Origin of the sequence: Pseudidiomarina taiwanensis, from assembly GCF_003987435.1 — a bacterium.
In the GTDB taxonomy this organism is placed as follows: Bacteria; Pseudomonadota; Gammaproteobacteria; order Enterobacterales; family Alteromonadaceae; genus Pseudidiomarina; species Pseudidiomarina taiwanensis.
In genome coordinates, this window is the sequence record NZ_PIQG01000002.1 from 372553 (window position 1) to 395977 (window position 23425).

At 50.5% G+C, this 23425-nt stretch carries 20 protein-coding genes; 8 read left to right on the forward strand and 12 right to left on the reverse strand.

The window, feature by feature from the left end:
• Positions 1–53: 53 nt before the first annotated feature.
• The 8 genes from CWI83_RS05640 to ampD form a co-directional block, all read right to left on the reverse strand.
• On the reverse strand, positions 54–428 hold the full coding sequence (locus CWI83_RS05640) for a hypothetical protein (RefSeq protein WP_126826940.1): 375 nt from the start codon (positions 426–428) through the stop codon (positions 54–56).
• Positions 429–460: 32 nt separating this feature from the next.
• On the reverse strand, positions 461–2524 hold the full coding sequence (locus CWI83_RS05645; RefSeq protein WP_126826943.1) for a M13 family metallopeptidase: 2064 nt from the start codon (positions 2522–2524) through the stop codon (positions 461–463).
• Positions 2525–2639: 115 nt separating this feature from the next.
• Positions 2640–4076, reverse strand: coding sequence for a dihydrolipoyl dehydrogenase (lpdA, locus tag CWI83_RS05650; RefSeq protein WP_126826946.1), 1437 nt, complete (start codon positions 4074–4076; stop codon positions 2640–2642).
• A 95-nt stretch (positions 4077–4171) separates the two neighbouring features.
• Positions 4172–5854: a dihydrolipoyllysine-residue acetyltransferase gene (gene aceF, locus CWI83_RS05655; protein ID WP_126826949.1), complete on the reverse strand. Its 1683-nt coding sequence runs from the start codon at positions 5852–5854 to the stop codon at positions 4172–4174.
• Between the two features lie 16 nt (positions 5855–5870).
• Positions 5871–8540, reverse strand: a complete 2670-nt coding sequence (gene aceE / locus CWI83_RS05660; protein ID WP_126826952.1) for a pyruvate dehydrogenase (acetyl-transferring), homodimeric type — start codon at positions 8538–8540, stop codon at positions 5871–5873.
• Between the two features lie 5 nt (positions 8541–8545).
• Positions 8546–9301, reverse strand: a complete 756-nt coding sequence (gene pdhR, locus CWI83_RS05665; protein ID WP_126826955.1) for a pyruvate dehydrogenase complex transcriptional repressor PdhR — start codon at positions 9299–9301, stop codon at positions 8546–8548.
• A 74-nt stretch (positions 9302–9375) separates the two neighbouring features.
• A complete protein-coding gene (gene ampE, locus CWI83_RS05670) occupies positions 9376–10233 on the reverse strand; it encodes a regulatory signaling modulator protein AmpE (RefSeq protein ID WP_126826958.1) in 858 nt (285 codons plus the stop codon).
• Between the two features lie 7 nt (positions 10234–10240).
• The gene (ampD, locus tag CWI83_RS05675; protein ID WP_126827423.1) at positions 10241–10786 is read right to left on the reverse strand and encodes a 1,6-anhydro-N-acetylmuramyl-L-alanine amidase AmpD; all 546 of its coding nucleotides are present in this window, start codon (positions 10784–10786) and stop codon (positions 10241–10243) included.
• A gap of 232 nt (positions 10787–11018) precedes the next feature.
• Here ampD and nadC point away from each other — a divergent pair, with 232 nt between their 5' ends.
• From nadC to zapD, 7 genes are all read left to right on the forward strand, one after another.
• Positions 11019–11837, forward strand: coding sequence for a carboxylating nicotinate-nucleotide diphosphorylase (gene nadC, locus CWI83_RS05680; RefSeq protein WP_241969897.1), 819 nt, complete (start codon positions 11019–11021; stop codon positions 11835–11837).
• 183 nt (positions 11838–12020) lie between these two features.
• Positions 12021–12533 carry a pilin gene (locus CWI83_RS10690; protein ID WP_126826963.1) on the forward strand — a complete coding sequence of 171 codons (513 nt, stop codon included), beginning with the start codon at positions 12021–12023 and terminating at the stop codon, positions 12531–12533.
• Positions 12534–12637: 104 nt separating this feature from the next.
• Complete coding sequence (pilB, locus tag CWI83_RS05690; RefSeq protein WP_126826966.1) at positions 12638–14338, forward strand: type IV-A pilus assembly ATPase PilB; 1701 nt, start codon at positions 12638–12640, stop codon at positions 14336–14338.
• 25 nt (positions 14339–14363) lie between these two features.
• Positions 14364–15599, forward strand: coding sequence for a type II secretion system F family protein (locus CWI83_RS05695; protein WP_126826969.1), 1236 nt, complete (start codon positions 14364–14366; stop codon positions 15597–15599).
• Between the two features lie 29 nt (positions 15600–15628).
• Complete coding sequence (locus CWI83_RS05700; RefSeq protein WP_338053320.1) at positions 15629–16495, forward strand: prepilin peptidase; 867 nt, start codon at positions 15629–15631, stop codon at positions 16493–16495.
• The gene (gene coaE, locus CWI83_RS05705; RefSeq protein ID WP_126826974.1) at positions 16492–17094 is read left to right on the forward strand and encodes a dephospho-CoA kinase; all 603 of its coding nucleotides are present in this window, start codon (positions 16492–16494) and stop codon (positions 17092–17094) included. The genes CWI83_RS05700 and coaE overlap by 4 nt, the downstream gene beginning before the upstream one ends.
• A gap of 17 nt (positions 17095–17111) precedes the next feature.
• Positions 17112–17879, forward strand: coding sequence for a cell division protein ZapD (gene zapD, locus CWI83_RS05710; RefSeq protein ID WP_126826977.1), 768 nt, complete (start codon positions 17112–17114; stop codon positions 17877–17879).
• On the opposite strand, the gene mutT is transcribed toward zapD, so the two are convergent.
• The 3 genes from mutT to CWI83_RS05725 are packed head-to-tail and all read right to left on the reverse strand — an operon-like array spanning position 17876 to position 21947.
• Positions 17876–18280, reverse strand: a complete 405-nt coding sequence (mutT, locus tag CWI83_RS05715; protein ID WP_126826979.1) for an 8-oxo-dGTP diphosphatase MutT — start codon at positions 18278–18280, stop codon at positions 17876–17878. The genes zapD and mutT overlap by 4 nt on opposite strands.
• Positions 18267–20975 (reverse strand): preprotein translocase subunit SecA, encoded by a 2709-nt coding sequence (gene secA / locus CWI83_RS05720; RefSeq protein WP_126826982.1) that lies wholly within the window; start codon positions 20973–20975, stop codon positions 18267–18269. Before secA ends, mutT begins: the two co-directional genes overlap by 14 nt.
• A gap of 36 nt (positions 20976–21011) precedes the next feature.
• On the reverse strand, positions 21012–21947 hold the full coding sequence (locus tag CWI83_RS05725; RefSeq protein ID WP_126826985.1) for a M23 family metallopeptidase: 936 nt from the start codon (positions 21945–21947) through the stop codon (positions 21012–21014).
• A 26-nt stretch (positions 21948–21973) separates the two neighbouring features.
• On the opposite strand from CWI83_RS05725, the gene CWI83_RS05730 reads away from it, so the two are divergent.
• Positions 21974–22459, forward strand: coding sequence for a DciA family protein (locus CWI83_RS05730; RefSeq protein WP_126826988.1), 486 nt, complete (start codon positions 21974–21976; stop codon positions 22457–22459).
• A gap of 40 nt (positions 22460–22499) precedes the next feature.
• Here the strand turns inward: CWI83_RS05730 and lpxC are convergent, their stop codons facing one another.
• Complete coding sequence (gene lpxC, locus CWI83_RS05735; protein ID WP_126826991.1) at positions 22500–23414, reverse strand: UDP-3-O-acyl-N-acetylglucosamine deacetylase; 915 nt, start codon at positions 23412–23414, stop codon at positions 22500–22502.
• Between the last annotated feature and the right edge of the window lie 11 nt (positions 23415–23425).

Consider the following 23425-nt stretch of genomic DNA (forward strand, 5'->3'; position numbering starts at 1 on the left):
ACTCCAATTTTGAGTTAACACATCAAGCATCTCAAAGGATGCGAACGATCGGGTTAAAGCAAACGGAGTGGTGGCTTGTAAAAAGCTTGCGGAAGCGAGTGAGGGCCTTGCTGCAGCGCAGCAAATTGTCCGTTATGGGCTACTGGCCATAACAGTGCTGTGAACATGGTCATGAGGCTGAGCGGAATGTGACAAACTTGCGAACAATCAAGGCAATTGCCATCACAGCTGCTCGTGCTCGAGTGATCACTTGCATGGGTTGCAGCTTCCGCCATTTCGCTTTGACTACAACAATCATGCTCAGCATGCATCTTTGTATCGTGAGCAGAGTGTTGAGTCGCATGCATTGGCGCACTCATATGGGCCTGTGCTGGTGCCAACAAAGGCACCAACATCAACACCATCATGATATACGCCAAAACTTTCATAGCGACCCTTCACTCAACTCATTAAAACGGGTTTACCAAATGGTGACCCGCTCTTCTGGTGGCAAGTATAGCGCATCTCCTTCTTGTACGTCGAACGCTTCATAGAAGGCTGGGATGTTCACTACGGTACCGTTAACACGGAACTCAGGTGGTGAGTGTGGTCCACGCATAACTTGGTTACGCACTTGCTCATCACGCGCTTTGTTTAACCAAACTTGCGCCCACCCTAAGAACACCCGTTGCTCGCCGGTAAAGCCGTCCATTACCGGAGACGGTTCACCATTGAGTGACGCTTGATAGGCTTTAAAGGCGATGGTTAAGCCGGCCAAGTCACCGATGTTCTCACCTAAGCTTAGGCGCCCATCGATATTTAAACCTGGCAGTGGCTCATAAGTGCTGTACTGGTCAGCCAAAATACCGGCACGTTCTTCAAACGCCGCACGGTCTTGCTCAGTCCACCAGCTATTGAGGTTACCGTCACCATCATATTTTGAACCTTGGTCGTCGAAACCATGGCCCAATTCATGACCGATGACCGCGCCGATACCGCCGTAGTTGACCGCATCATCGGCATTCATGTCGAAGAATGGCGGTTGTAGGATACCTGCTGGGAAGACGATCTCATTCCGCACTGGGCTGTAGTATGCGTTGACGGTTTGTGGCGTCATCCCCCAGTCTTCTTTATCAACTGGCTGACCGATTTTGCTAACGTTCTCGTTATATGAGAACAAAGCAGCAGCTTTGTAGTTGCCCACTAAGTCATCTGCCGTCACTTGCAAATCAGTATAGTCGGTCCACTCGCTTGGATAGCCGATGAATGGCGTAAATTTGCTGAGTTTCTCAAGGGCTTTTTCTTTGGTCTCAGCGGTCATCCACTCAAGGTTACGAATCGACTCACCATAGGCCACAATCAGGTTATCCACGAGCTCTTCCATCCGTGCTTTCGCTTCTGGTGGGAAGTACTCAGCCACGTATAACTGGCCAAGAATTTCGCCCATGGCACCATCTACCGCTGAAACGCCGCGCTTCCAACGTGGCTCTTGCTCAGTCGTTCCATTCAAGACTTTGCCGTAGAACTCGAAGCGACGCTCACCGAAGTTTTCAGACAAGGCGCCGGCAAAACGGTCGACTAAGCGGAACGTCAGGTAGTGCTGCCAGGTTTCAACATCGACATCGCTGAACATGCCACCGAAGTCTTCAAAAAATGAAGGTTGGCGAACAATTGCTTCTTCTAAAGTGGCAATTCCTGATGCCTCAAGGTAAGCACCAATGTTGAAATCGCCCAGCAAGCTCTTCAGCTCGTCTGCGCTATTTTTGTTGTAGGTCAGATCCGCATTACGGCTATCGACTCGGGTCCAGTGCGCAGTCGCAATTTTAGTTTCGAGATCCATCACTGCCGCGGCGGCTGCTTCAGCATTTGGGTAGTCAGCCATGGCGAGGATGTCAGCCATGTAAGCTTGATACGCATCACGAATTTCTTGTGACTTTTCATCGTCTTTCAAGTAGTACTCACGATCCGGCAAGCCCAGGCCTGACTGGCTCATATAAATAGCGTTTACTTCTGGGTTTTTCGCATCTGGATAGACATAAAATCCAAGTGGTCCACTGATACCCATTTTCGCCATCTCGGCCATGTGTGCTGCCACTTGAGTGTGGTCTTGCAGCTGCGCAATCGCTTCCATATCAGCAGCAATTGGGCTGTAACCTAATTGGTTCAAACGCTCAACGTCCATAAAGCTATTGAAAAAATCACCGATTTTGGCTTCGTTCGAGCCCGGCTCTGGGTTACTCGCTGCTGCGTTCTCGATCAAGCCGCGCAAGCGGGCTTGGTTTTCTTCACGCAAATTGAAGAACGACCCGATGCGAGCGCGATCGCCCGGGATCTCAGTCCGTTCGACCCAAGCGCCGTTTACGAAGGTAAATAGATCGTCTTGTGGACGCACATCACGATTGAAGTTTTCGAGCACCAGACCTGAGGTCAGCTGTTGTTGTTCGGCTGCCGCTGGCGTTTGCGTTTCAGTTGATTGCTGCGGTGAGCAGGCAGCCACGCCGAGGGCGATGGCGACGCTCAGTGCTAGCGTATTGAGCTTGTTCATGAGAGTTCCCTTAGTTTTTTACTTAACCTTACTACCTTAAGTCATGCTTTATACGGAGACAATAAAAAACCGGACCATGCAGCGCAGGGTCCGGTTCATTCACCGAAAAATAAGCTTATTTTTTGGCTTTTTTAACTGCTTTCTTGTTCGGTAAGTCGGTGATTGAGCCTTCAAACACTTCTGCAGCCAAACCGATTGACTCATGCAAGGTTGGGTGTGCATGCACGGTCAAAGCGATGTCTTCAGCATCACAACCCATTTCGATGGCTAAGCCGATTTCGCCGAGGAGTTCACCCGCGTTTGGACCAACTGTAGCGCCACCGATAATACGGTTGTGCTTGTCGAACAGCAACTTGGTCATACCGTCGGTTGCACCTTGCGCAATCGCACGGCCTGAAGCAGACCATGGGAACACCGCGACTTCATAGTCGATACCTTGTGCTTTAGCTTCTTTCTCGGTTAAGCCTGCCCATGCCAACTCAGGGTCTGTGTAGGCAATCGATGGAATCACTTTTGGATCGAAGAAGTGCTTCTTACCGGCAATTACTTCAGCAGCTACATGGCCTTCATGCACTGCTTTGTGAGCCAGCATTGGCTGACCGATAATGTCACCGATAGCAAAAATATTGTTCACATTGGTGCGAAGTTGCTTGTCGACTTCAATAAAGCCACGCTCAGTGACTTTCACGCCAGCATTTTCGGCACCCAATTTAGCGCCATTTGGAGCACGACCTACTGCGACCAACACAGCGTCATATTTCACTGGCTTATCAGGAGCGTTGTCGCCTTCGAAGGTGACGTGAATGGCGTCTTTCTTCGCTTCAACTTTAGCCGCCTTGGTATTCAACATGATGTTGTCGAACTTCGACTTAATCATCTTCATGTAGGCTTTCATGACGTCTTTATCAGCAGGTGGGATCAACTGATCCGTCATTTCGACCACATCAACTTGCGCACCGAGGGCACTGTATACGGTTCCCATTTCTAGGCCGATGATACCACCGCCTAAGATCAGCATCCGCTTCGGAATAAAGCGCAGCTCAAGGGCAGCGGTTGAATCCCAAATACGCTCATCGTCATGCGGTACAAAAGGTAGTTTGATTGATTGCGAGCCCGCTGCGATGATCGCGTGCTCGAAGTTGATCAAGGTTTCGTTACCCTCAGCGTCGGTTACTTTCAGTTGCTTGTCGCTGACAAACTCACCGGTGCCGTTGACCACTTGGGCTTTACGCATTTTCGCCATCTGGCTCAAGCCGCCGGTTAATTGACCGATAACTTTCTCTTTGTGAGCACGGATTTTATCGAGGTCGATTTTTGGCTCAGCAAAGGTGATCCCTTCCGCCGCCATATGCTTGGCATCTTCCATGTGTTTGGCCAAGTGTAATAAGGCTTTTGATGGGATACAGCCCACATTCAAGCAGACCCCACCTAAGGTGTTGTAGCGCTCAACGATAACTGCATCAAGACCTAGATCGGCAGCGCGAAAAGCTGCTGAATACCCACCTGGTCCGCCGCCTAATACCACGACTTGGGTTGTGATTTCTTTGCTCATGACGACCTCTTTTATCTGTAACTCTGTGGCGTTGCTCGCCGCGTTGGGATGTAAACGGGGCGCATTATAACAGCCCCGTTCCCGATTGTTTACCTTTACAGCACCAGTTTGCGAATATCTGACAAGACACTGCTCAGATACACACTAAAGCGTGCTGCAACCGCACCATCAATCACGCGATGGTCATAGGACAGACTCAATGGCAGCATCAGCCGTGGCTGGAAGCTCTGGCCATCCCACTTAGGTTTCATCTCGCTTTTCGAGACCCCTAAAATGGCGACATCTGGCGCATTAACGATCGGTGTGAACGCGGTTCCGCCAATACCGCCCAGGCTCGAAATCGAGAAACAACCGCCCTGCATATCTTGTGCTTTAAGCTTACCATCACGGGCGCGCGCACTGACTTCAAGTAGTTCTTCCGAGAGCTGGTAAATACCTTTTTTATCCACGTCACGAATCACCGGCACCACTAACCCACCGGGAGTATCCACCGCAATCCCGATATGAATATATTTCTTCATAATCAAGTGCTCACCATCACTGTGTAGCGACGAATTGAACACAGGATAAGCTTGCAAAGCTTTCGCCACGGCTTTCATGATAAACACCAATGGGGTGATCTTAACGCCGTCTTTTTGCTTCGCTTGCGCCGCATTTTCTTGCTTGCGGAAGGCTTCAAGCTCAGTAATATCCGCCTCATCAAACTGAGTTACATGCGGAATGGTGACCCAATTACGATGCAAGTTTGGTCCTGAAATCTTCTGGATCCGCGTTAGCGGCACTTCTTCAATTTCACCAAATTTACTGAAGTCGACTTGCGGCGGCGCAATCACTTGCAAGCCACCTGAACCCGCAGTTGCAGCGCCAGCGGTCGCTTTCGGTCGCGATAGTTCGTACTTCACGTAATCTTGCACATCTTCTTTTAAGATACGGCTCTTACGTCCACTGCCTTTAACTTGGGTGAGATCCACACCAAACTCATTGGCAAGGCGACGCACGGCTGGCGAGGCATAGGCTAAGCCTTCCGTTTGCTGCTTTTTATCGAGCGGATGATCCGGCACCGGCGGCTTGCGCGGCTCGCTGCTCTGCTCAGTCGCGGCAGGAGCCGGATCGGCAGCTGATGCTGGTGCTGCAGCTTCTGCTGGAGCTGATTCTTGCTTCGGCTCTGCACTCACAACTTTTAAGCGCGCAACCAATGAACCTTGCTTCACCTTGTCGCCGGTGTTCACCAGAACTTCTTCAATGACTCCAGCTTGCGGGCTTGGCACATCCATGGTGGCCTTATCGGTCTCGAGGGTAATCAAGCCATCTTCAGCAGCGATTTCATCACCGGCGCTGACAAGAATTTCGATCACGTCCACTTCACCGGCATCACCGATATCGGGTACCACCACATCGATAATCTCACTGCTACCCGCAGCGCTTGACGCTGCAGGCTCTGGTGCAGATTCGCCTTGCTTATCTGCTGGCGCTGCTGCTTCAGCGGCTGACTCTGCTGCTGGCTCAGCCTCAGCTTCCGCCTCTTGCTCAGCTTCCGCTGCTGCGGCTTCAAAACGCGCCAGCAAATCACCTTCTTTAATTTTGTCGCCAACTTTCACCGCAAGTTCAGCCACAACCCCAGCGAATGGCGCTGGGATATCCATCGAGGCTTTGTCACTTTCAACTGTAATCAACGAATCTTCAGCTGCGACCTCATCACCGGTGCTGACTAAGATCTCAATGACTTCAACTTCATCTCCGCCGACATCTGGGGCGAGTACGTCTTGTAAATTTGCCATCTTCCGACTCCCTCAATTATGCGTACAGCGGGTTGATTTTGTTGGTATCAATACCGAAGCGCTTGATCGCATCAGTGACCACTTTCGCTTCGATGGTACCGGCTTTCGCCAATTCACTCAGTGCAGCAATAACTATGTATTCAGCACTGACTTCAAAGTGACGACGCAGGTTTTCACGGCTATCAGAGCGACCAAAACCATCGGTACCTAGTACTTTATAAGGTGTTGGCACCCAAGCGCGGATTTGATCAGCGTAGGCTTTCATGTAATCCGTCGCCGCAATCGTTGGCCCCTTGGCCTTACTCAGCAATTGCGTCACATAGGCCTGCTTGGCTTTCTTGCCAGGGTTGAGCATATTGTGGCGCTCAACGTCGTAGCCATCGCGGGCCAGTTCGTTAAACGAGGTGGCACTGTAGACACTGGCGCTGACTTTGAAATCTTCCGCAAGCATCTGAGCTGCTTTGCGTACCTGCTGCAAAATGGTTCCTGACCCCAACAGTTGCACTTCGCCTTTCGCACCCTTGGCAGCATGTTGCTCAAGCTGGTACATACCCTTAATAATGCCTTCTTCACAACCTTCAGGCATGGCCGGTTGGACATAGTTTTCGTTCATTACCGTGAGGTAATAAAAGACATTTTCTTGCTCACCATACATCCGGCGCAGGCCATCTTGTACCACCACAGCGACTTCGTACCCGAAGGTTGGGTCATAGGTGACACAGTTAGGAACTGTGTTGAACAGAATATGGCTACTGCCGTCTTGGTGCTGCAGGCCTTCGCCATTGAGGGTGGTGCGTCCAGCCGTTCCGCCCACTAAGAAGCCCCGTGCTTGGCTGTCGCCAGCGGCCCAAACCAAATCGCCCACGCGCTGGAAGCCGAACATCGAGTAATAGATGTAGAACGGAATCATCGGCTCATTGTTGGTCGAGTAACTGGTCGCTGCCGCAACCCACGAAGCCATCGCACCGAGTTCGTTGATGCCTTCTTGCAACACTTGGCCTTTTTTATCTTCACGATAATAGGCCACCTGGTCCGCATCTTGTGGCTCGTATTTTTGCCCTTGGCTTGAGTAAATCCCAACTTGGCGGAACAAGCCTTCCATACCGAAAGTGCGCGCTTCATCTGGAATAATGGGCACAATACGCTGACCAATTTTCTTGTCTTTTAGAAGCGCAGTCAGCACTCGTACAAACGCCATAGTCGATGAAATTTCTCGCTCACCTGAGCCGTTGGTGACCGCTTCAAAGGCTTTCAACGACGGAATTTCAAGTTCGACATCGGTGTTCGGTCGACGCACTGGCAAGTAGCCACCTAACGACTCACGCCGTGAGCGCAGGTACTGCATCTCTGGGCTGTCATCTGGGAACTTGTAGAACGGGATATCCTCAAGCTCGCTATCTTTAATTGGAATATTGAAACGATCACGGAAGTGTTTAATCGCTTCCATATCCATTTTCTTCACTTGGTGCGCGATGTTTTTACCTTCGCCTGCTGCACCCATGCCATAACCTTTTACGGTTTTAGCAAGAATCACTTGCGGCCGGCCCTTGGTATTCACTGCTTTATGATAAGCCGCGTAAACCTTAACTGGGTCGTGACCACCACGGTTCAAGCGCCAGATATCTTCATCTGATAAGTTGGCCACCATGGCTTTAGTTTCTTCGGTTTTGCCAAAAAAATGCTCGCGGGTATACGCACCACCTTTCGCCTTATAGTTTTGATACTCGCCATCGACGCTGTCTTGCATGATTTGGGCAAGCTTACCTTCGGTATCGCGATACAGGAGTGGATCCCAATAGCGGCCCCAAATCACTTTAATCACTTCCCAGCCCGCGCCGCGGAAGGTACCCTCGAGCTCTTGAATAATCTTGCCGTTACCGCGCACTGGGCCGTCCAAGCGCTGTAAGTTACAGTTGATCACGAAGGTCAAGTTATCCAGACCTTCACGCGTGGCAAGGCCGATCGCACCCAAACTTTCTGGCTCGTCGACCTCGCCATCGCCCAAGAAGCAGTAAACACGTTGATTTGAGCAATCTTTAATGCCGCGATCGGTGAGGTACTTCAAATACCGTGCTTGATAGATGGCTTGCATAGGTCCAAGCCCCATCGACACGGTTGGGAACTGCCAAAAGTCTGGCATTAATTTCGGATGTGGGTAAGAGCTGATGCCGTTGCCATCCACTTCTTGACGGAAGTTATTGAGTTGCTCTTCCGTTAACCGGCCTTCAAGGAAAGCACGCGCGTAAATACCTGGCGAAGCGTGGCCTTGGATAAATAAATAGTCGCCGCCGTCTTGGTCTGTTGGGGCGCGGAAGAAGTGGTTAAAACCGACATCATAAAGCATTGCCGATGAAGCAAAGCTAGAAATATGGCCACCGAGTTCAAGCTCTTTTTTCGACGCACGTAAGACCATCGCCAAAGCATTCCAACGAATGGCTGCGCGGATCCGCGCCTCAATGGTTTGATCGCCAGGGACCGTTGGTTCCTGACTTGCCGGAATCGTATTTAAATAAGCCGTGGTCGCATTAAACGGTAAATAAGCACCACTACGACGGGCTTTTTCGATCAATGATTCTAATAAAAAGTGACCCCGCTCAGCGCCATCCTCTTCGAGGACAACTTCGAGTGCGTCAAGCCACTCACGCGTTTCTTGTGGGTCGATATCATCTTTCAAATGGTCAGTCATAACTTTTACCCTGTTTGAGTTCGGCGCAGTGAACGCAACATCCGTGATTGCTCACGGTTCGATGTTAACAACGCATGTTCGATAAAGGCCAGCAACTGGTGACACGCTTCGCGCGCTTGCTCAGGCTCGCCTTTGCTAATTTCTGCCACAATTTGTTGGCGGTGTTGATGAAGTTGCTGCATGACCCCGGGCTTGTGCGCGAGATCCTGCAGATTCTGCAAAATATTCTTAGTTAACAATGGTTGCATACTGCGAACCAGATGCAACAAGATCACATTGTGTGAGGCTTCGGCAATACGCAGGTTAAAATCGCTTAAAGCCTGCGCTTGGGTGGCTAAATCCTCACCTGGCTCTGCGGCGATTGCGGTAAAAGCTTTACTGATTTGCTCAAGATCAGTTTGGGTCCCGCGCAGCGCGGCATAATACGAGCTTATCCCCTCAAGGGCATGACGGAATTCGAGCAAATCGAATTGTGATTCAGGATGTTTGCTGAGCAAATCGAGCAATGGCTCGGCCACCCGGTGCTGCAAATTATCACAAACATAGGTGCCACCGCCCTGACGCCGCTCGAGTAAGCCTCGCGCTTCAAGTTTCTGAATGGCTTCACGCAAAGAAGGCCGCGACACCGAAAACTGTGCCGCCAGATCGCGTTCCGACGGCAAGCGCATGCCTGCTTCAAGGGTGCCATCGACGATCATGGCCTCGATGCGGGCCATAATCACGTCGGACAACTTAGTCTGTTGAATACGTTCAAATGCCATATTGGTTCATTGGTCTTACCAAAAGTGTAACGGATTGTAGACCATGTTGGCTCAAAGCCCAAATTTTTTTCGAATTAGAGCCAGCCTGCGATGGTGAGAATGGATACAAAAACAATAAATAACAAGAAGTTACGCTTTACCAGTCCAACAGTGGTCAGAGCAGTTGCCCCGTGTTGTTCAGGATCCTCAACAGTAATTTCATCCGCGGCTGCAGCGACTCGGAAGAGCGCATCACGATTACTCGGGGGTATATTGCCAAGGGTACTGAGCCACAGCCCCGACGCTTTAGAGAAGTTGCCAACGAACAAAAACCCGAGCGACATCACCCGCGTCGGCAGCCAGTTCAGCAAGTAATAAGCACGGGTCCAAGTAGAGCGCGGGATGTGCTTCGGCCGACGCATATCACGCAAGGTCGCATAAACGAGTGCGCCAACGATGCCAAATAAAATAAAATACAGCAGCACCGCAAAGTAGGCACGTAGATGAATCCACAATAAGGCTTGCTGCACACTATCGATATCGCGATGACCGGCACTGCGAATCAAACGCTCAGCGGCAAGCTCGCGTTCATGCAGTAAGGCAGTGCGCTCTTTTTTACTCAGCTCGGTCTCATCAAGTTGCCGACAAAGCTCGACATATTCTTTATAGCGTTTACGCGCCGGAGTACAGACCATGGCCACCAGTAACAAGCCGGTGCTGGCCAAAAAGCTCAGCAGCATATTGTCAAAAAGAGCCAACACTAAACCAATCAAAAAAGCTGGAATGAGCGCCCACACCAATTGCCCCAGACCATTTTGTTTCCAGTCTTGTAATTCGGTTTTATGCAACTGAATTTGTTGCCAGCGCAACAGCATCCGTCGCCAAGTCCAATGCTTGCCGACCGCTAATGAACGCTCTAATGACACGGCGAGAATAATCGCGAACAGTTGCATAACGGGCTTACCTTGTTAACAGTTGTCGAAAATAGGACCAGTCAAACGCTGGGCCTGGATCAGTTTTGCGCACCGGAGCAATATGCTGATGGCCAACAATACGTTGAGCCGTGAGTTCAGGGTAATGTGCGATTAAGGTTTGAGCAAGCTCGGCAAGCACCTGATACTGCTCTTTAGTGTAGGGGGTGTGATCGGTTCCCTCAAGTTCAACCCCGATGGCGAAATCGTTACAGCGGCGTCGCCCGGCATAGGCTGAGCGCCCTGCATGCCACGCACGACGGTCGAAACTGACGTACTGAATCAGCTCGCCATCGCGCCGAATCAATGCATGGGCCGACACCCGTAGTCCACGGATCGCTGCAAAACGGGAATCTTGGCGGTGGTCGAGGGTGCCCATAAAAAGTTCATCGATATAGGGCCCACCAAATTCACCCGCGGGTAGACTAATGCCGTGCACCACCAATAAGCTCACCGCACTGTCCGGCGGACGTTCATCCGCATGCGGGCTTAATCTTTGTTGTACCTCTGCCAGCCATCCCGACTCTAACTTCACCTGGTATTCCTCGACTTGTGATTCGCTCACGCAAAATTATCTTACGCTGAAATCACCTGCACGCCAACGCTTTGCCCTGACTGCGGCTGGCTTAAGTTGGTACGCTGGCGTAAACTATAGCGCCTCGTTAGCGTAGAAGAGAACCGATTAGATGACACAGTCCAATACTCACCTGCTCAATGGTTTTAGTACCCGCGTTGATCTTGATGCACTCGCTGCCGACCGAGTGGATATGGTGGCGCGCGCCTTAGCAGAAGATCTCGATGGGATTGACTTAAGCCATGATATTACCGCGCAGTTAATTGGCGCCGAGACGCAAGCCGAAGCGATTCTCATTAGTCGTGATGATGCGGTCATTTGTGGGGTGGATTGGGTCAATGAAGTCTTCGAGCAATTGCGAGCTAAGGTCGAGTTGGACTGGCAGGTAAAAGATGGTGAGCGGGTCCAAGCAAACCAAGAGTTGCTGCGCATCAAAGGCAACGCCCGCACTATTTTAACTGCGGAGCGTACCGCGTTGAACTTTCTCCAAACTTTATCAGGGGTAGCGACCACGACGGCGCATTACGTGAGCTACTTAGCCGGTTCAAACACCAAATTACTGGATACCCGCAAAACCATTCCGGGCCTACGCACAGCGCAGAAATACGCGGTGGTGTGTGGCGGCGGCTATAACCACCGGGTTGGTTTGTATGATGCGTTCTTAATTAAAGAAAACCATATTATGGCCTGTGGCGGTATTGCCGCAGCGATTGCCAGTGCCCGTCAGCTCGAACCGGGCAAGCCGGTTGAGGTGGAAGTCGAAAATTTAAGCGAATATCGAGAGGCGATTCACGCCAAAGCAGACATCATAATGTTGGATAATTTTAGCATCGAAGACTTAAAAACTGCGGTACTAGAACGGACGACAGATGTCGCCCTTGAGGTGTCTGGAAACATCACTGCCATACGGCTCAAGGAGCTCGCACCGATTGGGGTTGATTTTATCTCCTCTGGCGCCTTAACAAAAAACCTACAAGCTATTGATCTTTCTTTACGTTTTAAATCACTTTAGTTGTTGACGAAATGATGCAATCTGCTATGTTCAACAGGCATTGCGCTGCATTTGCTGTGAGTTCGTGCCGGGACACACGGTCGATGTAAGCCAGGCATAGTCTGAAAACCAAGATGGACAGCAGTGGATCGCATCCACCTTAAATAAAATAACTGTTATATGAGTATTTTCGGGAAAAGTTTCATGAAAGCGCAACTACAACGTGGTTTCACGTTAATCGAATTGATGATCGTCGTTGCTATCATTGGTATCTTGGCTGCGGTCGCGATTCCTATGTACAGCGATTACACCCAACGCGCGAAGGCTTCAACCGGGTTGGCTGCCTTGGCAAATTACAAAACGACCGTTGCTATGTGTTATCAGACTTATGGCACTTTGACGGGTTGTAACGCTTCAACTGATGCAGTAGGCACCGAAGACGAAGCTGGTTATGTTGAACCAAATATTACTCCAATACCTAAGGCCATCTTAGCTGCTGATGCAGCTGATACTAAACCAAATGGTATTAGCGAAGCTGATGTTGAAAACGGCATAATTTCAGCAACACTTGACGCTATCGGTGCCGACGATGCCGCAATCAGCATCACTATGACACCAGAAACAGCCGGTGGCGGTAATCTTAAATGGACCATTGCTTGTTCTGATTTTGCTGCAGGCACGCGAGTAGATGGGTGCACTGAAGCAACAGGTGGTTAATATAATCATCTTGATACAGTATCACTGAGTAAATGCTGAGTGATTAGCAAATAATTCACAGGCCCTGCATCACAGTAGGGCCTGTTTATTTGAGAACAACAACTATGCTGCACCACTCCCTTGCTGCGCTATTATTACGAGACCAGGTTATCCCCGAGGATAAGCTGCAAACCTGTAGTGATTATGCTTGGGAATCTAAGCTACCCTTTACCTACTGTGCCGTTGATCGAAAACTTCTTACTTCAGCAGAGCTCGCTAAGTACTGCTTCGAGCACACCAACTGCCCTTGGCTCGATCTCGATGCCTTTAATACCGACCTGATTCCAGAAGAATTTATCAATGAGCGACTGATTCGGAAGAATCATGCCGTGCCTTTATATAAGCGTGGCCATATGTTGTATGTGGCGGTGTCAGATCCGACTCGGATTGAAACGTTAGACGAATTCCAGTTTCGCACTCGGCTACAAACCGAAGCTGTGCTGGTCGATGAGCTTAAACTCCAACGCTTAATCGATAAGGTTTTGGCAAACGAGAATTCAATGCTGGGCGTCACCGAAGAAGACGAACAGCAACTACGTGGCATTGATGCCATTGATGAGATTCAAAAAGATACCGGCTCGGTGGATGTTGATGCAAAAAACGACGCACCTGTGGTTATCTATATTAATAAACTCTTGCTCGATGCCATTAAACGCGGTGCTTCGGACTTACACTTTGAGCCTTACGAGCAGGAGTACCGGATCCGCTTTCGAATCGATGGTGTGTTAGTCGAAATTGCCCGCCCACCGGTCCAGCTAGCGGCGCGAATTGCGGCGCGCTTAAAAGTGATGTCACAGCTTGATATCGCTGAGCGCCGCTTACCGCAAGATGGCCGAATCAAGCTCAAACTTTCCAAACACAAAGCCATTGATTTTCGGGTAAGTACTTTACCGACTCTCTACGGTGAAAAAATAGTGATGCGGATCTTAGATGCACAGGCCGCGATGATCGGGATCGAGTCGTTAGGATATGAGCCGGATCAGCAAAAACTGTATGAAGATGTGCTCGACCGGCCACAAGGGATGATCTTGGTGACCGGGCCAACGGGCTCAGGGAAAACCGTCTCGCTATATACCGGCTTAAATATTTTGAATACTCCCGAGCGGAATATCTCCACCGCAGAGGACCCGGTCGAAATTAACCTGCCTGGTATCAACCAAGTACAAATTAACGTTAAAGCCGGTTTAACTTTTGCCGATGCTTTGCGATCCTTCTTACGGCAAGACCCGGATGTGGTGATGGTAGGGGAGATTCGTGACCTTGAAACCGCCGAAATTGCGATTAAAGCGGCACAAACCGGTCACCTCGTGCTATCAACTTTGCACACCAACTCTGCCGCTGAAACGCTGACTCGTTTGATGAATATGGGCGTGCCGGCCTATAACATCGCCGGTTCGGTCAGTTTGATTATTGCCCAGCGCTTGGCGCGGCGACTTTGCAATGTCTGCAAAGAACCTCAAGAGATTCCTGCCGATGAGTTGCTAAGACAGGGCTACAGCCAAGCCGAAATTGATACGGGCATGACCATTTTTAAAGCCGTTGGCTGTGACCAATGCACCAATGGCTATAAAGGGCGTACAGGGATATACGAAGTCATGCCCATTACAGATAATATTCAAGATCTTATTATGACTGGAGCAAGCTCGCTCACGATTGCTAAGCAGGCCCATAAAGATGGGATTTCATCGCTGCGGCATTCGGCCTTGCTCAAAGTAGCGAAGGGAATTATCAGTTTAGTCGAAGCGAATCGAGTGACCACCTTCTAAGATCTGAATCGTTTAAGGTTGAATCATGGCGACAAAAAAGAACAAGAAAACAGCCGAAAAAGAGATTCTCGAATTCACCTGGACTGGTCTGAATAAACAAGGCAAAGCAGTGAAGGGGGTGATGGCCACTGATAACCAAAAGCAAGTCAAAGCCAAGCTGCGTGACCAACAAATTGTCCCTAAATCAATTAAAAGGCGCTCACAGTCTAGCTTCCGTAAAAAGAAAATTATCGGTGCTGATATTGCGCTATTCACCCGCCAAATCGCCACCATGCTGCAAGCAGGGGTACCTTTACTGCAGTCACTCGAAATGGTTGCCAAGGGCGTGGAAAACCTTAAAGTACGTCAGTTAATGCTCAATCTTAGCGCCGATGTCGGGGCCGGTTCACCGATGGCCGCGGCGCTGCGGAAACACCCCGACGTATTTGATAGCCTGTATTGTGATTTGGTTGCCTCGGGCGAGGAGTCCGGTGCGCTAGAAACGATCTTTTACCGTATCGCCACCTACCGGGAAAAATCGGAAGCATTAAAAGCTAAAATCAAAAAAGCTTTGGTGTATCCCGCCTCGGTTATTGTGGTTGCGCTCGTGGTGACCATTATCTTGCTAATTTTCGTGGTCCCGCAATTCGAAGCTGTGTTCGCTGATTTTGGCGCTGAGCTGCCCGCTATGACGCAGTTTGTGGTGACCCTCTCAGAGGTGGTGCAACAATATTTTCTCTATGTGGCCGCAGGTTTGGTTGTGGCGGGCTATTTGTTTGGACGTGCCTACAAGCGCAGCCCCAAGTTGCGCGACCAAGTCGATATCTACTCGCTAAAAATGCCGATTGTGGGCACTATTCTCCATAAAGCCGCGGTGGCAAGGTTTGCACGCACGCTTTCGACCACCTTTGCCGCAGGGGTGCCGCTGATCAAGGCTCTGGACTCCGCTGCGGGAGCTTCGGGTAATGCAGTTTATCGTGATGCTGTGTTTCGGATGCGCGATGAGGTAACCTCAGGTATGCAAATGAATACTGCCATGCAAAGCGCTGATTTATTCCCCACCATGGCCACCCAGATGGTGTTTATCGGGGAGGAATCTGGCTCACTTGATGATATGCTCGCCAAAGTGGCCAGTATTTATGAAGCCGAAGTGGATGATCTGGTCGATAACCTGACCGCCCTGCTCGAGCCTATGATCATGGTGGTCATTGGGGTACTAGTCGGCGGCCTGATTGTTGCGATGTATTTACCTATCTTTAGCCTTGGTCAAGTTGTAGGCTAGAGCATACTCTTAATCATTGGATAGACACTGTGTTTGAACTTTATGCAGCAGAAACACCATGGGCACTAGGTTTTGGACTAGTCTTAGGGTTAATGGTGGGCAGTTTTTTGAATGTGGTTATCGGCCGCTATCCGCAAATGTTACAGCGTCAGTGGCGGCAAGAATGTCAGTTGTTACTTGAGCAAGAGCCACACACCTCAGACGCTAAATTCAATTTAGCCACACCCAACTCCCACTGCCCCAAGTGCCAAAGCCCAATTCGCTGGTATGACAATATTCCGGTGCTGAGTTGGACGCTGTGGCTTAGAGGCAAGTGTCGTAACTGCCAGGCACCGATTTCGATTAGATATCCAAGTATAGAACTGCTTACTGGCGCGGTATTTGCCTACTTAACCTATTTATTTGGGGTTAGTTTTGAGGTCGCACTGTACTGGGTTGCGGCGAGTCTGACGATTTCTTTGTTCTTTATAGATTACGACACTCAGCTACTCCCCGACCCTTTTAACTATGTCTTGCTCTGGCTGGGGCTGGCTGCGGCTATGCTGAATTTCACCATTCCACTGCAAGATGCGGTGATTGGCGCCATGCTGGGCTATCTCATCTTATGGTCGATTTACTGGCTGTTTAAGCTGTTAACTGGCAAAGAGGGCATGGGCTATGGTGACTTCAAGTTATTGGCTGCAATCGGCGCTTGGGTGGGTTATAGCCAGCTCGGTGTGGTGATCCTCGCCAGTGCCGGCAGTGGCGCAGTAATTGGAATTATTTGGCAATTCCTTCGCGGTGCGCGCGGCCAAGCCATCCCATTTGGTCCGTTTCTCATCCTAGGCGGCATCATTAGCCTTATCTGGGGCGATTGGCTGGTGGCGCAATATTGGCAATGGGCGCTCGCCGCATGACCTATGTGGTAGGCGTCACTGGCGGGATTGGCAGCGGCAAAACAACCGTCACTGATCGCTTTGCTGAATATGGCATTGTCGTCGTCGACGCCGATGTGATTGCGCGCGGGATCTTCACTCCACCAAGCGCGGCTTTAACTGCAGTAATTGAGCGCTTTGGTGAGCAAGCACTTACTGCTGATGGTTTGCTCAATCGCCCGTGGCTGCGCCAACGGGTGTTCAGCTCGCCCGCAGATAAAGCTTGGCTGAATCAACTGACCCATCCGCTGGTTCGCACTGAGTTGTTGCGTCAACTTAAGCAGGCTGATTCAGCTTATGTCATCCTCTCAGCACCTTTGCTCTTCGAAAATGGTTTGGACCAACTGTGTCAACGCACCCTAGTGGTTGATCTGCCTGAAACCGAGCAACTGCAGCGGGCGAGTCAACGCGATCAAACCAGCGCAGCACAAATCAAAGCCATTATGGCGGCGCAATGGTCGCGTCAGCAACGTCTGGATAAAGCAGACGATGTGATCGACAATAGTGGCCCTGTGAATGCGTTAGATGCCCAGATTCAAGCGTTGCATGCGCGCTATCTAGAGTTGGCATCAGCACATTAACTGGTTAAGATGAATTCATGAATCAGTCGCAACTGTTTGACCAGTACGTTATCTACGAGTATCCCCTCAATGAGCGGGTGCGCACATACTTGCGGCTGGAACATTTATGCCATCAATTACGGCCACACGAACCGGTTTCCGAACGCAATTATCCGCAATATTTCAGTGCCCTGTTTGCAATTATCGAACTGTGTGAGCGCAGTGACGTGCGTACCGATTTGCAAAAGGATCTCGATCGTCGGCGCCAACAACTGGTGGCGTGGCAACGTCATCCGGAAGCCAATCAAGAGCAAATCGAGGTGATGGCGGCGCAAGTCGAGCGAGCTTTAACTACACTGCAGCCGATGAGCCGTGTTGGTTCTAACCTTAAACAGGACCGCTTATTAAGCTCAATTCGCCAGCGCTTTGCGATGCCTGGTGGCACCTGTAATTTTGACCTACCGCAACTACACTATTGGCTGCATTTGCCGCAAAGTATGCGCGACCAAAACACCCAAGCATGGTGGAATGAGTTCAAAATTTTGATTAAAGGGCTAGAGCTGGAACTCGCAATGATTCGAGGTCGAGCGCGGTTCCAAGAAGTCGTCGCTGCACATGGTTTGCTGCAAGAGAGCACCGAGCCGCTCAGTCTCCTGCGCTTAAAAGTGCCGCACACCTTACCGGCGTATCCAGTGGTCAGCGGCCATAAGCAGCGCTTTAATATTCGCTTTTTACACGAGTGTCCACAGGCCGGACGAGCGAGTTATGAAGAGGATGTCACGTTTCAACTGGCGCGTTGCAGTTAAATCTGACCTTGCGTTAAGCAATCGATAATGGCTTGGTTGGCGGCTGGAAACGGATAGGCATCTAGTTCATGTTTAGCCACCCAGCACCACTCTTGTCCTTCGCGCTGCTTTACCTCGCCGCTAAACGATGTCACTTGCCATACATCCAAACGCACGCGTTTATCACCATAATCGTGCTCAATCACGGTTAACGGTAACGCTTGCTCAACGGCAATGTTGCATTCTTCTTGGAGTTCGCGCTGTAGCGCCGCGAGGACGGTTTCACCCGCTTCGACCTTACCGCCGGGGAATTCCCACTTACCACCTTGATGCAGATGCGCATGGCGGCGACTAATAAAGACCGCACCGTCGCTATTGAGGATCACCCCAACAGCGACGTGAATGGGTTTAGATTTTGCCATGGCACTGTTTGAATTTCTTACCTGAACCGCACGGGCATGGGTCATTCCGACCTACTTTGGGCATCGCTGCTTGACCACTCGCGGCGGGGCTGTCCGAACCACTGGTGCTGGCGCCTTCATGCTGCAGTTGTTGGCGTTGGGCTTGCATAGCCGCTTGCTCACGACGCTTCGCCTCAACCGCTTCAACATCTTCCTCGGCACGCACGCGGACCTTGCTCAAAATGGTGACCACTTCGAGTTTCAAGGCTTCAAGCATATCGGCGAACAGTTCAAACGCTTCGCGCTTATATTCTTGCTTCGGATTCTTTTGTGCATAGCTGCGCAAGTGGATCCCTTGGCGCAAATGATCCATTGCGGCTAAGTGCTCTTTCCAATGTGAATCGAGGCTTTGCAACATGATCGCCTTTTCAAAGTGACGCAGCACTTCTGGACCAACTTGTTGCTCTTTGTCGGCGTAGGCTTGCTCGAGGGCCTGTGAAATCTTCTCGCGCAGGTTTTCCTCGTGCAGTTTATCGTCTTCATCTAGCCATTGCTGAATCGGCAGCGGCAAGTCGAAGTCGGCACGCAGGCGCTCTTCAAGGCCTTCGACATTCCACATTTCTTCTAGCGACTGCGGAGGAATATATTCGCTAATGACGCCATCGATAACATCGCCACGAATCGCTTTAATCGTTTCGGACACGTCGCCTTCATCGAGCAGTTCATTGCGCTGCTCGTACACAACTTTACGTTGGTCGTTGGCGACATCATCGTACTCAAGCAATTGCTTACGAATATCGAAGTTACGCCCTTCAACTTTACGTTGCGCATTTTCAATCGCACGCGTCACCCATGGGTGCTCAATGGCTTCACCTGGTTTCATCCCAAGGCGCTTCATCATGCTCGCCATGCGATCTGATGCGAAGATCCGCATCAGGCTATCATCAAGCGACAGATAAAAGCGCGATGAACCTGGGTCACCCTGACGTCCTGAACGGCCGCGGAGCTGGTTATCGATACGACGTGACTCGTGGCGCTCGGTACCAATAATATGTAAACCACCGGCCTCGAGGACTTGGTCATGGCGTTGCTGCCATGCTTGTTTTACTTTTTCGATTTGCTCTGGGCTTGGATCTTTTAATTGCTCAAGCTCAGTTTGCAAGTTCCCACCAAGCACAATATCCGTGCCTCGGCCGGCCATGTTGGTAGCGATTGTCACCGTACCCGGTAAACCGGCTTGCGCGACAATATCAGCTTCTTTGGCGTGGAACTTGGCGTTGAGAACGTTATGTGGGATTTTCTTTTTCTTCAGTAACTTCGACAATAGCTCTGAACTTTCAATCGAAATGGTACCCACCAAGACCGGTTGGCCTTTTTCTCGACAGGCTTCGATATCGGCCACGATTGCATCGTACTTCTCTTGTGCAGTCAGGTAGATCAGGTCAGCACGGTCATCGCGAATCATTGGGCGGTTGGTTGGGATCACCACAGTCTCAAGACCGTAAATACTCTGGAATTCAAAGGCTTCGGTATCTGCGGTACCTGTCATCCCCGCTAATTTGTTGTACAAGCGGAAATAATTCTGGAAGGTGATCGAGGCCAAGGTTTGGTTTTCGTTTTGAATCGGTACCCCTTCTTTCGCTTCAATCGCTTGGTGCAGGCCTTCAGACCAGCGCCGACCTTCCATCGTCCGCCCCGTATGCTCATCAACAATCACGATTTGGTCGTCTTTGACAATATAGTCAACGTCTTTATGGAACATGTGATTGGCGCGCAAAGCAGCATTCACATGGTGCAGCAGGGAAATATTCGCTGCTGAATAGAGTGAGTCGTCTTCGGCGAGCATGCCGCGCTCTTTTAAAATGCTCTCGATATGTTCTTGACCATGTTCCGTCAGGTGCAGTTGCTTGGCTTTTTCATCAATGGTGAAATCGCCTTCACCGCGCTGTTCTTCGGTATCTTCTTCCGCCTGGCGCTCGAGTAGCGGCACGATTTCATTCATTTTAATGTACATCTCAGAGCTATCTTCAGCTGCCCCTGAGATAATCAATGGCGTCCGCGCTTCATCAATCAGGATCGAGTCAACCTCATCGACAATCGCGAAACTAAGTTTACGCTGTACCCGATCTTGTGGGCTAAACGCCATATTGTCACGCAAATAGTCAAAGCCAAACTCGTTATTGGTGCCGTAGGTAATATCAGCGGCATAGGCAGCACGCTTGTCCTGCGGGCTCATGCCGGGAATATTAAAGGCAACGGTCATGCCTAAGAATTCAAATAGCGGACGGTTGGTTTCGGCATCACGACGAGCGAGGTAATCATTCACCGTAACAATATGCACACCGTTGCCGGTTAACGCGTTTAGGTATGCCGGAAGCGTTGCCGTTAAGGTTTTCCCTTCACCGGTGCGCATCTCGGCAATCCGGTTATCATTCAAAATCATGCCGCCAATCAACTGAACATCGAAGTGGCGCATATTAAAGACCCGCTTTGAGGCCTCACGCACGGTTGCAAAGGCTTCAGGAAGCAAGGCCTCGAGTTTTTCACCTTGCTCGAGACGCGTCTTAAATTCAGTGGTCTTTTGTTTGAGTTCTGTGTCGCTTAGCGTTTCAAACTCAGGCTCGAGTTCGTTGATGCGTTGGACGTTTTTTTCCAGACCTTTGAGGATTCGATCGTTGCGGCTTCCGAACAGTTTACGAAATAGACTTCCTAACATGTGATATTAAAACCTTGTAGTCGACAACTCGACACCCTATTCGGCGTCGCGATAAACATATTTGTGGGGATCAATCTGGCGATTGTTCCGCAACACTTCGTAATGCACATGCGGGCCAGTTGACCTGCCGGTGCTTCCTAATAGCGCAATTTGTTGGCCGCGCGTGACGACATCGCCCTCTGCAACGAGGAGTTCTTTACAATGGCCATAGCGGGTCTTTAAACCGCCGCCATGGTCAATTTCAATCAATTTGCCATAGCCGTAGCGCTCACCGGACCAAGTCACCACGCCGGCACCGGTCGCATAAATACCCGCACCTTCTTCGAGGCTGGCAAAATCGATCCCCTTATGCATTGCAGGCGCCCCATTAAAAGGGTCTTTGCGCACGCCATAGGGTGATGACAACCAGCCTGAGTCAATTGGACGCCCAGCAATAAAGCTCTCTGCTGAGATATGGTGATTCAACAACACAGATTCAAGTAAGGTAAGTTGCTGCTGCTTATCAGAGAGTTGCAGTAACACTTGATCAATTTGCTCGATGACATCGCTACCGGATAGGCGCGGTGCTTCGGTAATGGCCGCTTCAGGGCCACCCATCAGCAGTGGGCTAGCTCGGTCGGCGAAATTAAATTCACCATTATCGAGTTCGGCTTCGGCGGCTAGGCGCTGGCCCAGCGCATCTAAGCGTCGCAGTTGCGCCTGCATCTCACCGATATACAAAGTCATCCCAGTCAGCTTCTTCTCGGTTTGGTCTTTGAGTTCGGCTACCGCCTGTTGCTGCGCAGCTAAGCGCACTTGCTCCGCTTGGATTTTGCTTTGCAAGGTGGCAGGGTCAAGCAGCTCTGCTTGCCAAGGCTCACTGACGGCCAAGCCCAGCAGACAAGCTAAACCCAGCAGTGACAGCATCCGCCGGCGACTGAATTGGAGCTTGAATTTTACTTTGGAGCCTCGGTAGAAGACTGTTAAACTCATGCAATCTCTCGTTGCTTGTGAATCGAATGACGCGCCGTAAAATCCGTACAACCGAACAAGTGATCCGCACTGCACGCCTACGCCAATTTGCTGACTTTACCGAGCAGCATCGGGTCTGGCAACAGCAATTGCGTGCTTGTTTGCAAAGTCTTGGTAGCGAGCATTTACAGCAACACGCTGAAGTCCTTGCTATACGGGACCAAACCCTGCATCTGCACACCACTTCAGCGGCTGTCGCGACACGTCTTAAACAACTACAAAGCGGCATTATAACCTATTTTGCCCGTGAAGCTATGCTTCCGGTCCAGCAGCTCTCAGTGCGCACTGCGCCGAAAACTCCAGCTGTGGCAACAAGCCAGTCCGAAGCCGCACCCACCGCGGCTCAGACAAGCGCTAAAACGGCGCCGCCTGATGAACACCATGCCGCGGCACAACTGCGCGCACAAGCCGCTTTGGTTGACGAGCCACTGCGTTCACAATTGCTCGCACTCGCGGCTAAATTTGAGCAATAAAAAAGGCGGTTAAACCGCCTTTTTTGAAGTTATTCTGAATTTAAACCAACGCCGGTTGCTGGAACGCGATCGGTGCTTGCGCTTGGTCATCCTCGAAGGTGACAAATTCCCACGCTTCTTGCTGCTGCAATACGGCACGCAACAACTGGTTGTTGAGCGCATGCCCTGACTTGTACGCACGCAAGTGACCTAAAATGCTATGACCGCACATATAGAGGTCACCCACCGCATCTAGGATCTTGTGCTTTACAAACTCGTCGTCATAGCGCAAACCTTCGGTATTCAGGATGCGGAACTCATCCAGTACCACGGCATTATCAAAACTACCGCCTAGAGCAAGATTATTGGCGCGCAAATATTCAATATCACGCATAAAGCCAAAGGTCCGCGCTCGGCTAATTTCTTTGATAAAACTATTGCTGCTGAAGTCCATGCTCACCACTTGGTTGGTGTCGGCGATGGCTGGATGGTCAAAATCAATCGCAAAATCAATTTTGAAGCCATCATGAGGGAGAAGCTCAGCCCATTTGTCGCCTTCTTCAACGCGAACCGGTTGCTTCAGCTTGATAAACTTTTTGGCCGCAGACTGCTCTTGGATACCCGCACTTTGGAGCAGGTAAATAAAGGGGTGCGAGCTACCATCCATGATTGGAATTTCATGGCTGTCTACTTCGACGATCAGGTTATCAATGCCCATCGCCGCAACGGCGGCAAGCAAATGCTCGACGGTTGACACACGGACATTGTCGTCGGTGATGAGACAGGTACACATCTGGGTGTCGCCCACCAACTCGGCTTGCGCGGGGATATCAACAGCCGGATTCAAATCGACACGACGAAACACCAGACCCGTATTTACAGGTGCCGGGCGCAGTGTGAGCTGAACCTTATTGCCTTTATGCAAACCGACTCCGGTGCTGGCAATGGCTTGTTTTATCGTACGCTGTCTAATCATCTTTTCGGTCT

Excerpts from the sequence above, each read along its gene's own strand:
- nadC (WP_241969897.1), top strand. The coding sequence starts at position 11,019 with ATGGTGGCGCGCGCCTTAGCAGAAGATCTCGATGGGATTGACTTAAGC.
- aceE (WP_126826952.1), bottom strand. The coding sequence starts at position 8,540 with ATGACTGACCATTTGAAAGATGATATCGACCCACAAGAAACGCGTGAG.
- lpxC (WP_126826991.1), bottom strand. The coding sequence starts at position 23,414 with ATGATTAGACAGCGTACGATAAAACAAGCCATTGCCAGCACCGGAGTC.
- CWI83_RS10690 (WP_126826963.1), top strand. The coding sequence starts at position 12,021 with ATGAAAGCGCAACTACAACGTGGTTTCACGTTAATCGAATTGATGATC.
- lpdA (WP_126826946.1), bottom strand. The coding sequence starts at position 4,076 with ATGAGCAAAGAAATCACAACCCAAGTCGTGGTATTAGGCGGCGGACCA.
- CWI83_RS05695 (WP_126826969.1), top strand. The coding sequence starts at position 14,364 with ATGGCGACAAAAAAGAACAAGAAAACAGCCGAAAAAGAGATTCTCGAA.
- zapD (WP_126826977.1), top strand. The coding sequence starts at position 17,112 with ATGAATCAGTCGCAACTGTTTGACCAGTACGTTATCTACGAGTATCCC.
- CWI83_RS05640 (WP_126826940.1), bottom strand. The coding sequence starts at position 428 with ATGAAAGTTTTGGCGTATATCATGATGGTGTTGATGTTGGTGCCTTTG.
- CWI83_RS05645 (WP_126826943.1), bottom strand. The coding sequence starts at position 2,524 with ATGAACAAGCTCAATACGCTAGCACTGAGCGTCGCCATCGCCCTCGGC.
- mutT (WP_126826979.1), bottom strand. The coding sequence starts at position 18,280 with ATGGCAAAATCTAAACCCATTCACGTCGCTGTTGGGGTGATCCTCAAT.
- pilB (WP_126826966.1), top strand. The coding sequence starts at position 12,638 with ATGCTGCACCACTCCCTTGCTGCGCTATTATTACGAGACCAGGTTATC.
- CWI83_RS05730 (WP_126826988.1), top strand. The coding sequence starts at position 21,974 with ATGACGCGCCGTAAAATCCGTACAACCGAACAAGTGATCCGCACTGCA.
- aceF (WP_126826949.1), bottom strand. The coding sequence starts at position 5,854 with ATGGCAAATTTACAAGACGTACTCGCCCCAGATGTCGGCGGAGATGAA.
- ampE (WP_126826958.1), bottom strand. The coding sequence starts at position 10,233 with ATGCAACTGTTCGCGATTATTCTCGCCGTGTCATTAGAGCGTTCATTA.
- CWI83_RS05725 (WP_126826985.1), bottom strand. The coding sequence starts at position 21,947 with ATGAGTTTAACAGTCTTCTACCGAGGCTCCAAAGTAAAATTCAAGCTC.
- coaE (WP_126826974.1), top strand. The coding sequence starts at position 16,492 with ATGACCTATGTGGTAGGCGTCACTGGCGGGATTGGCAGCGGCAAAACA.
- pdhR (WP_126826955.1), bottom strand. The coding sequence starts at position 9,301 with ATGGCATTTGAACGTATTCAACAGACTAAGTTGTCCGACGTGATTATG.
- secA (WP_126826982.1), bottom strand. The coding sequence starts at position 20,975 with ATGTTAGGAAGTCTATTTCGTAAACTGTTCGGAAGCCGCAACGATCGA.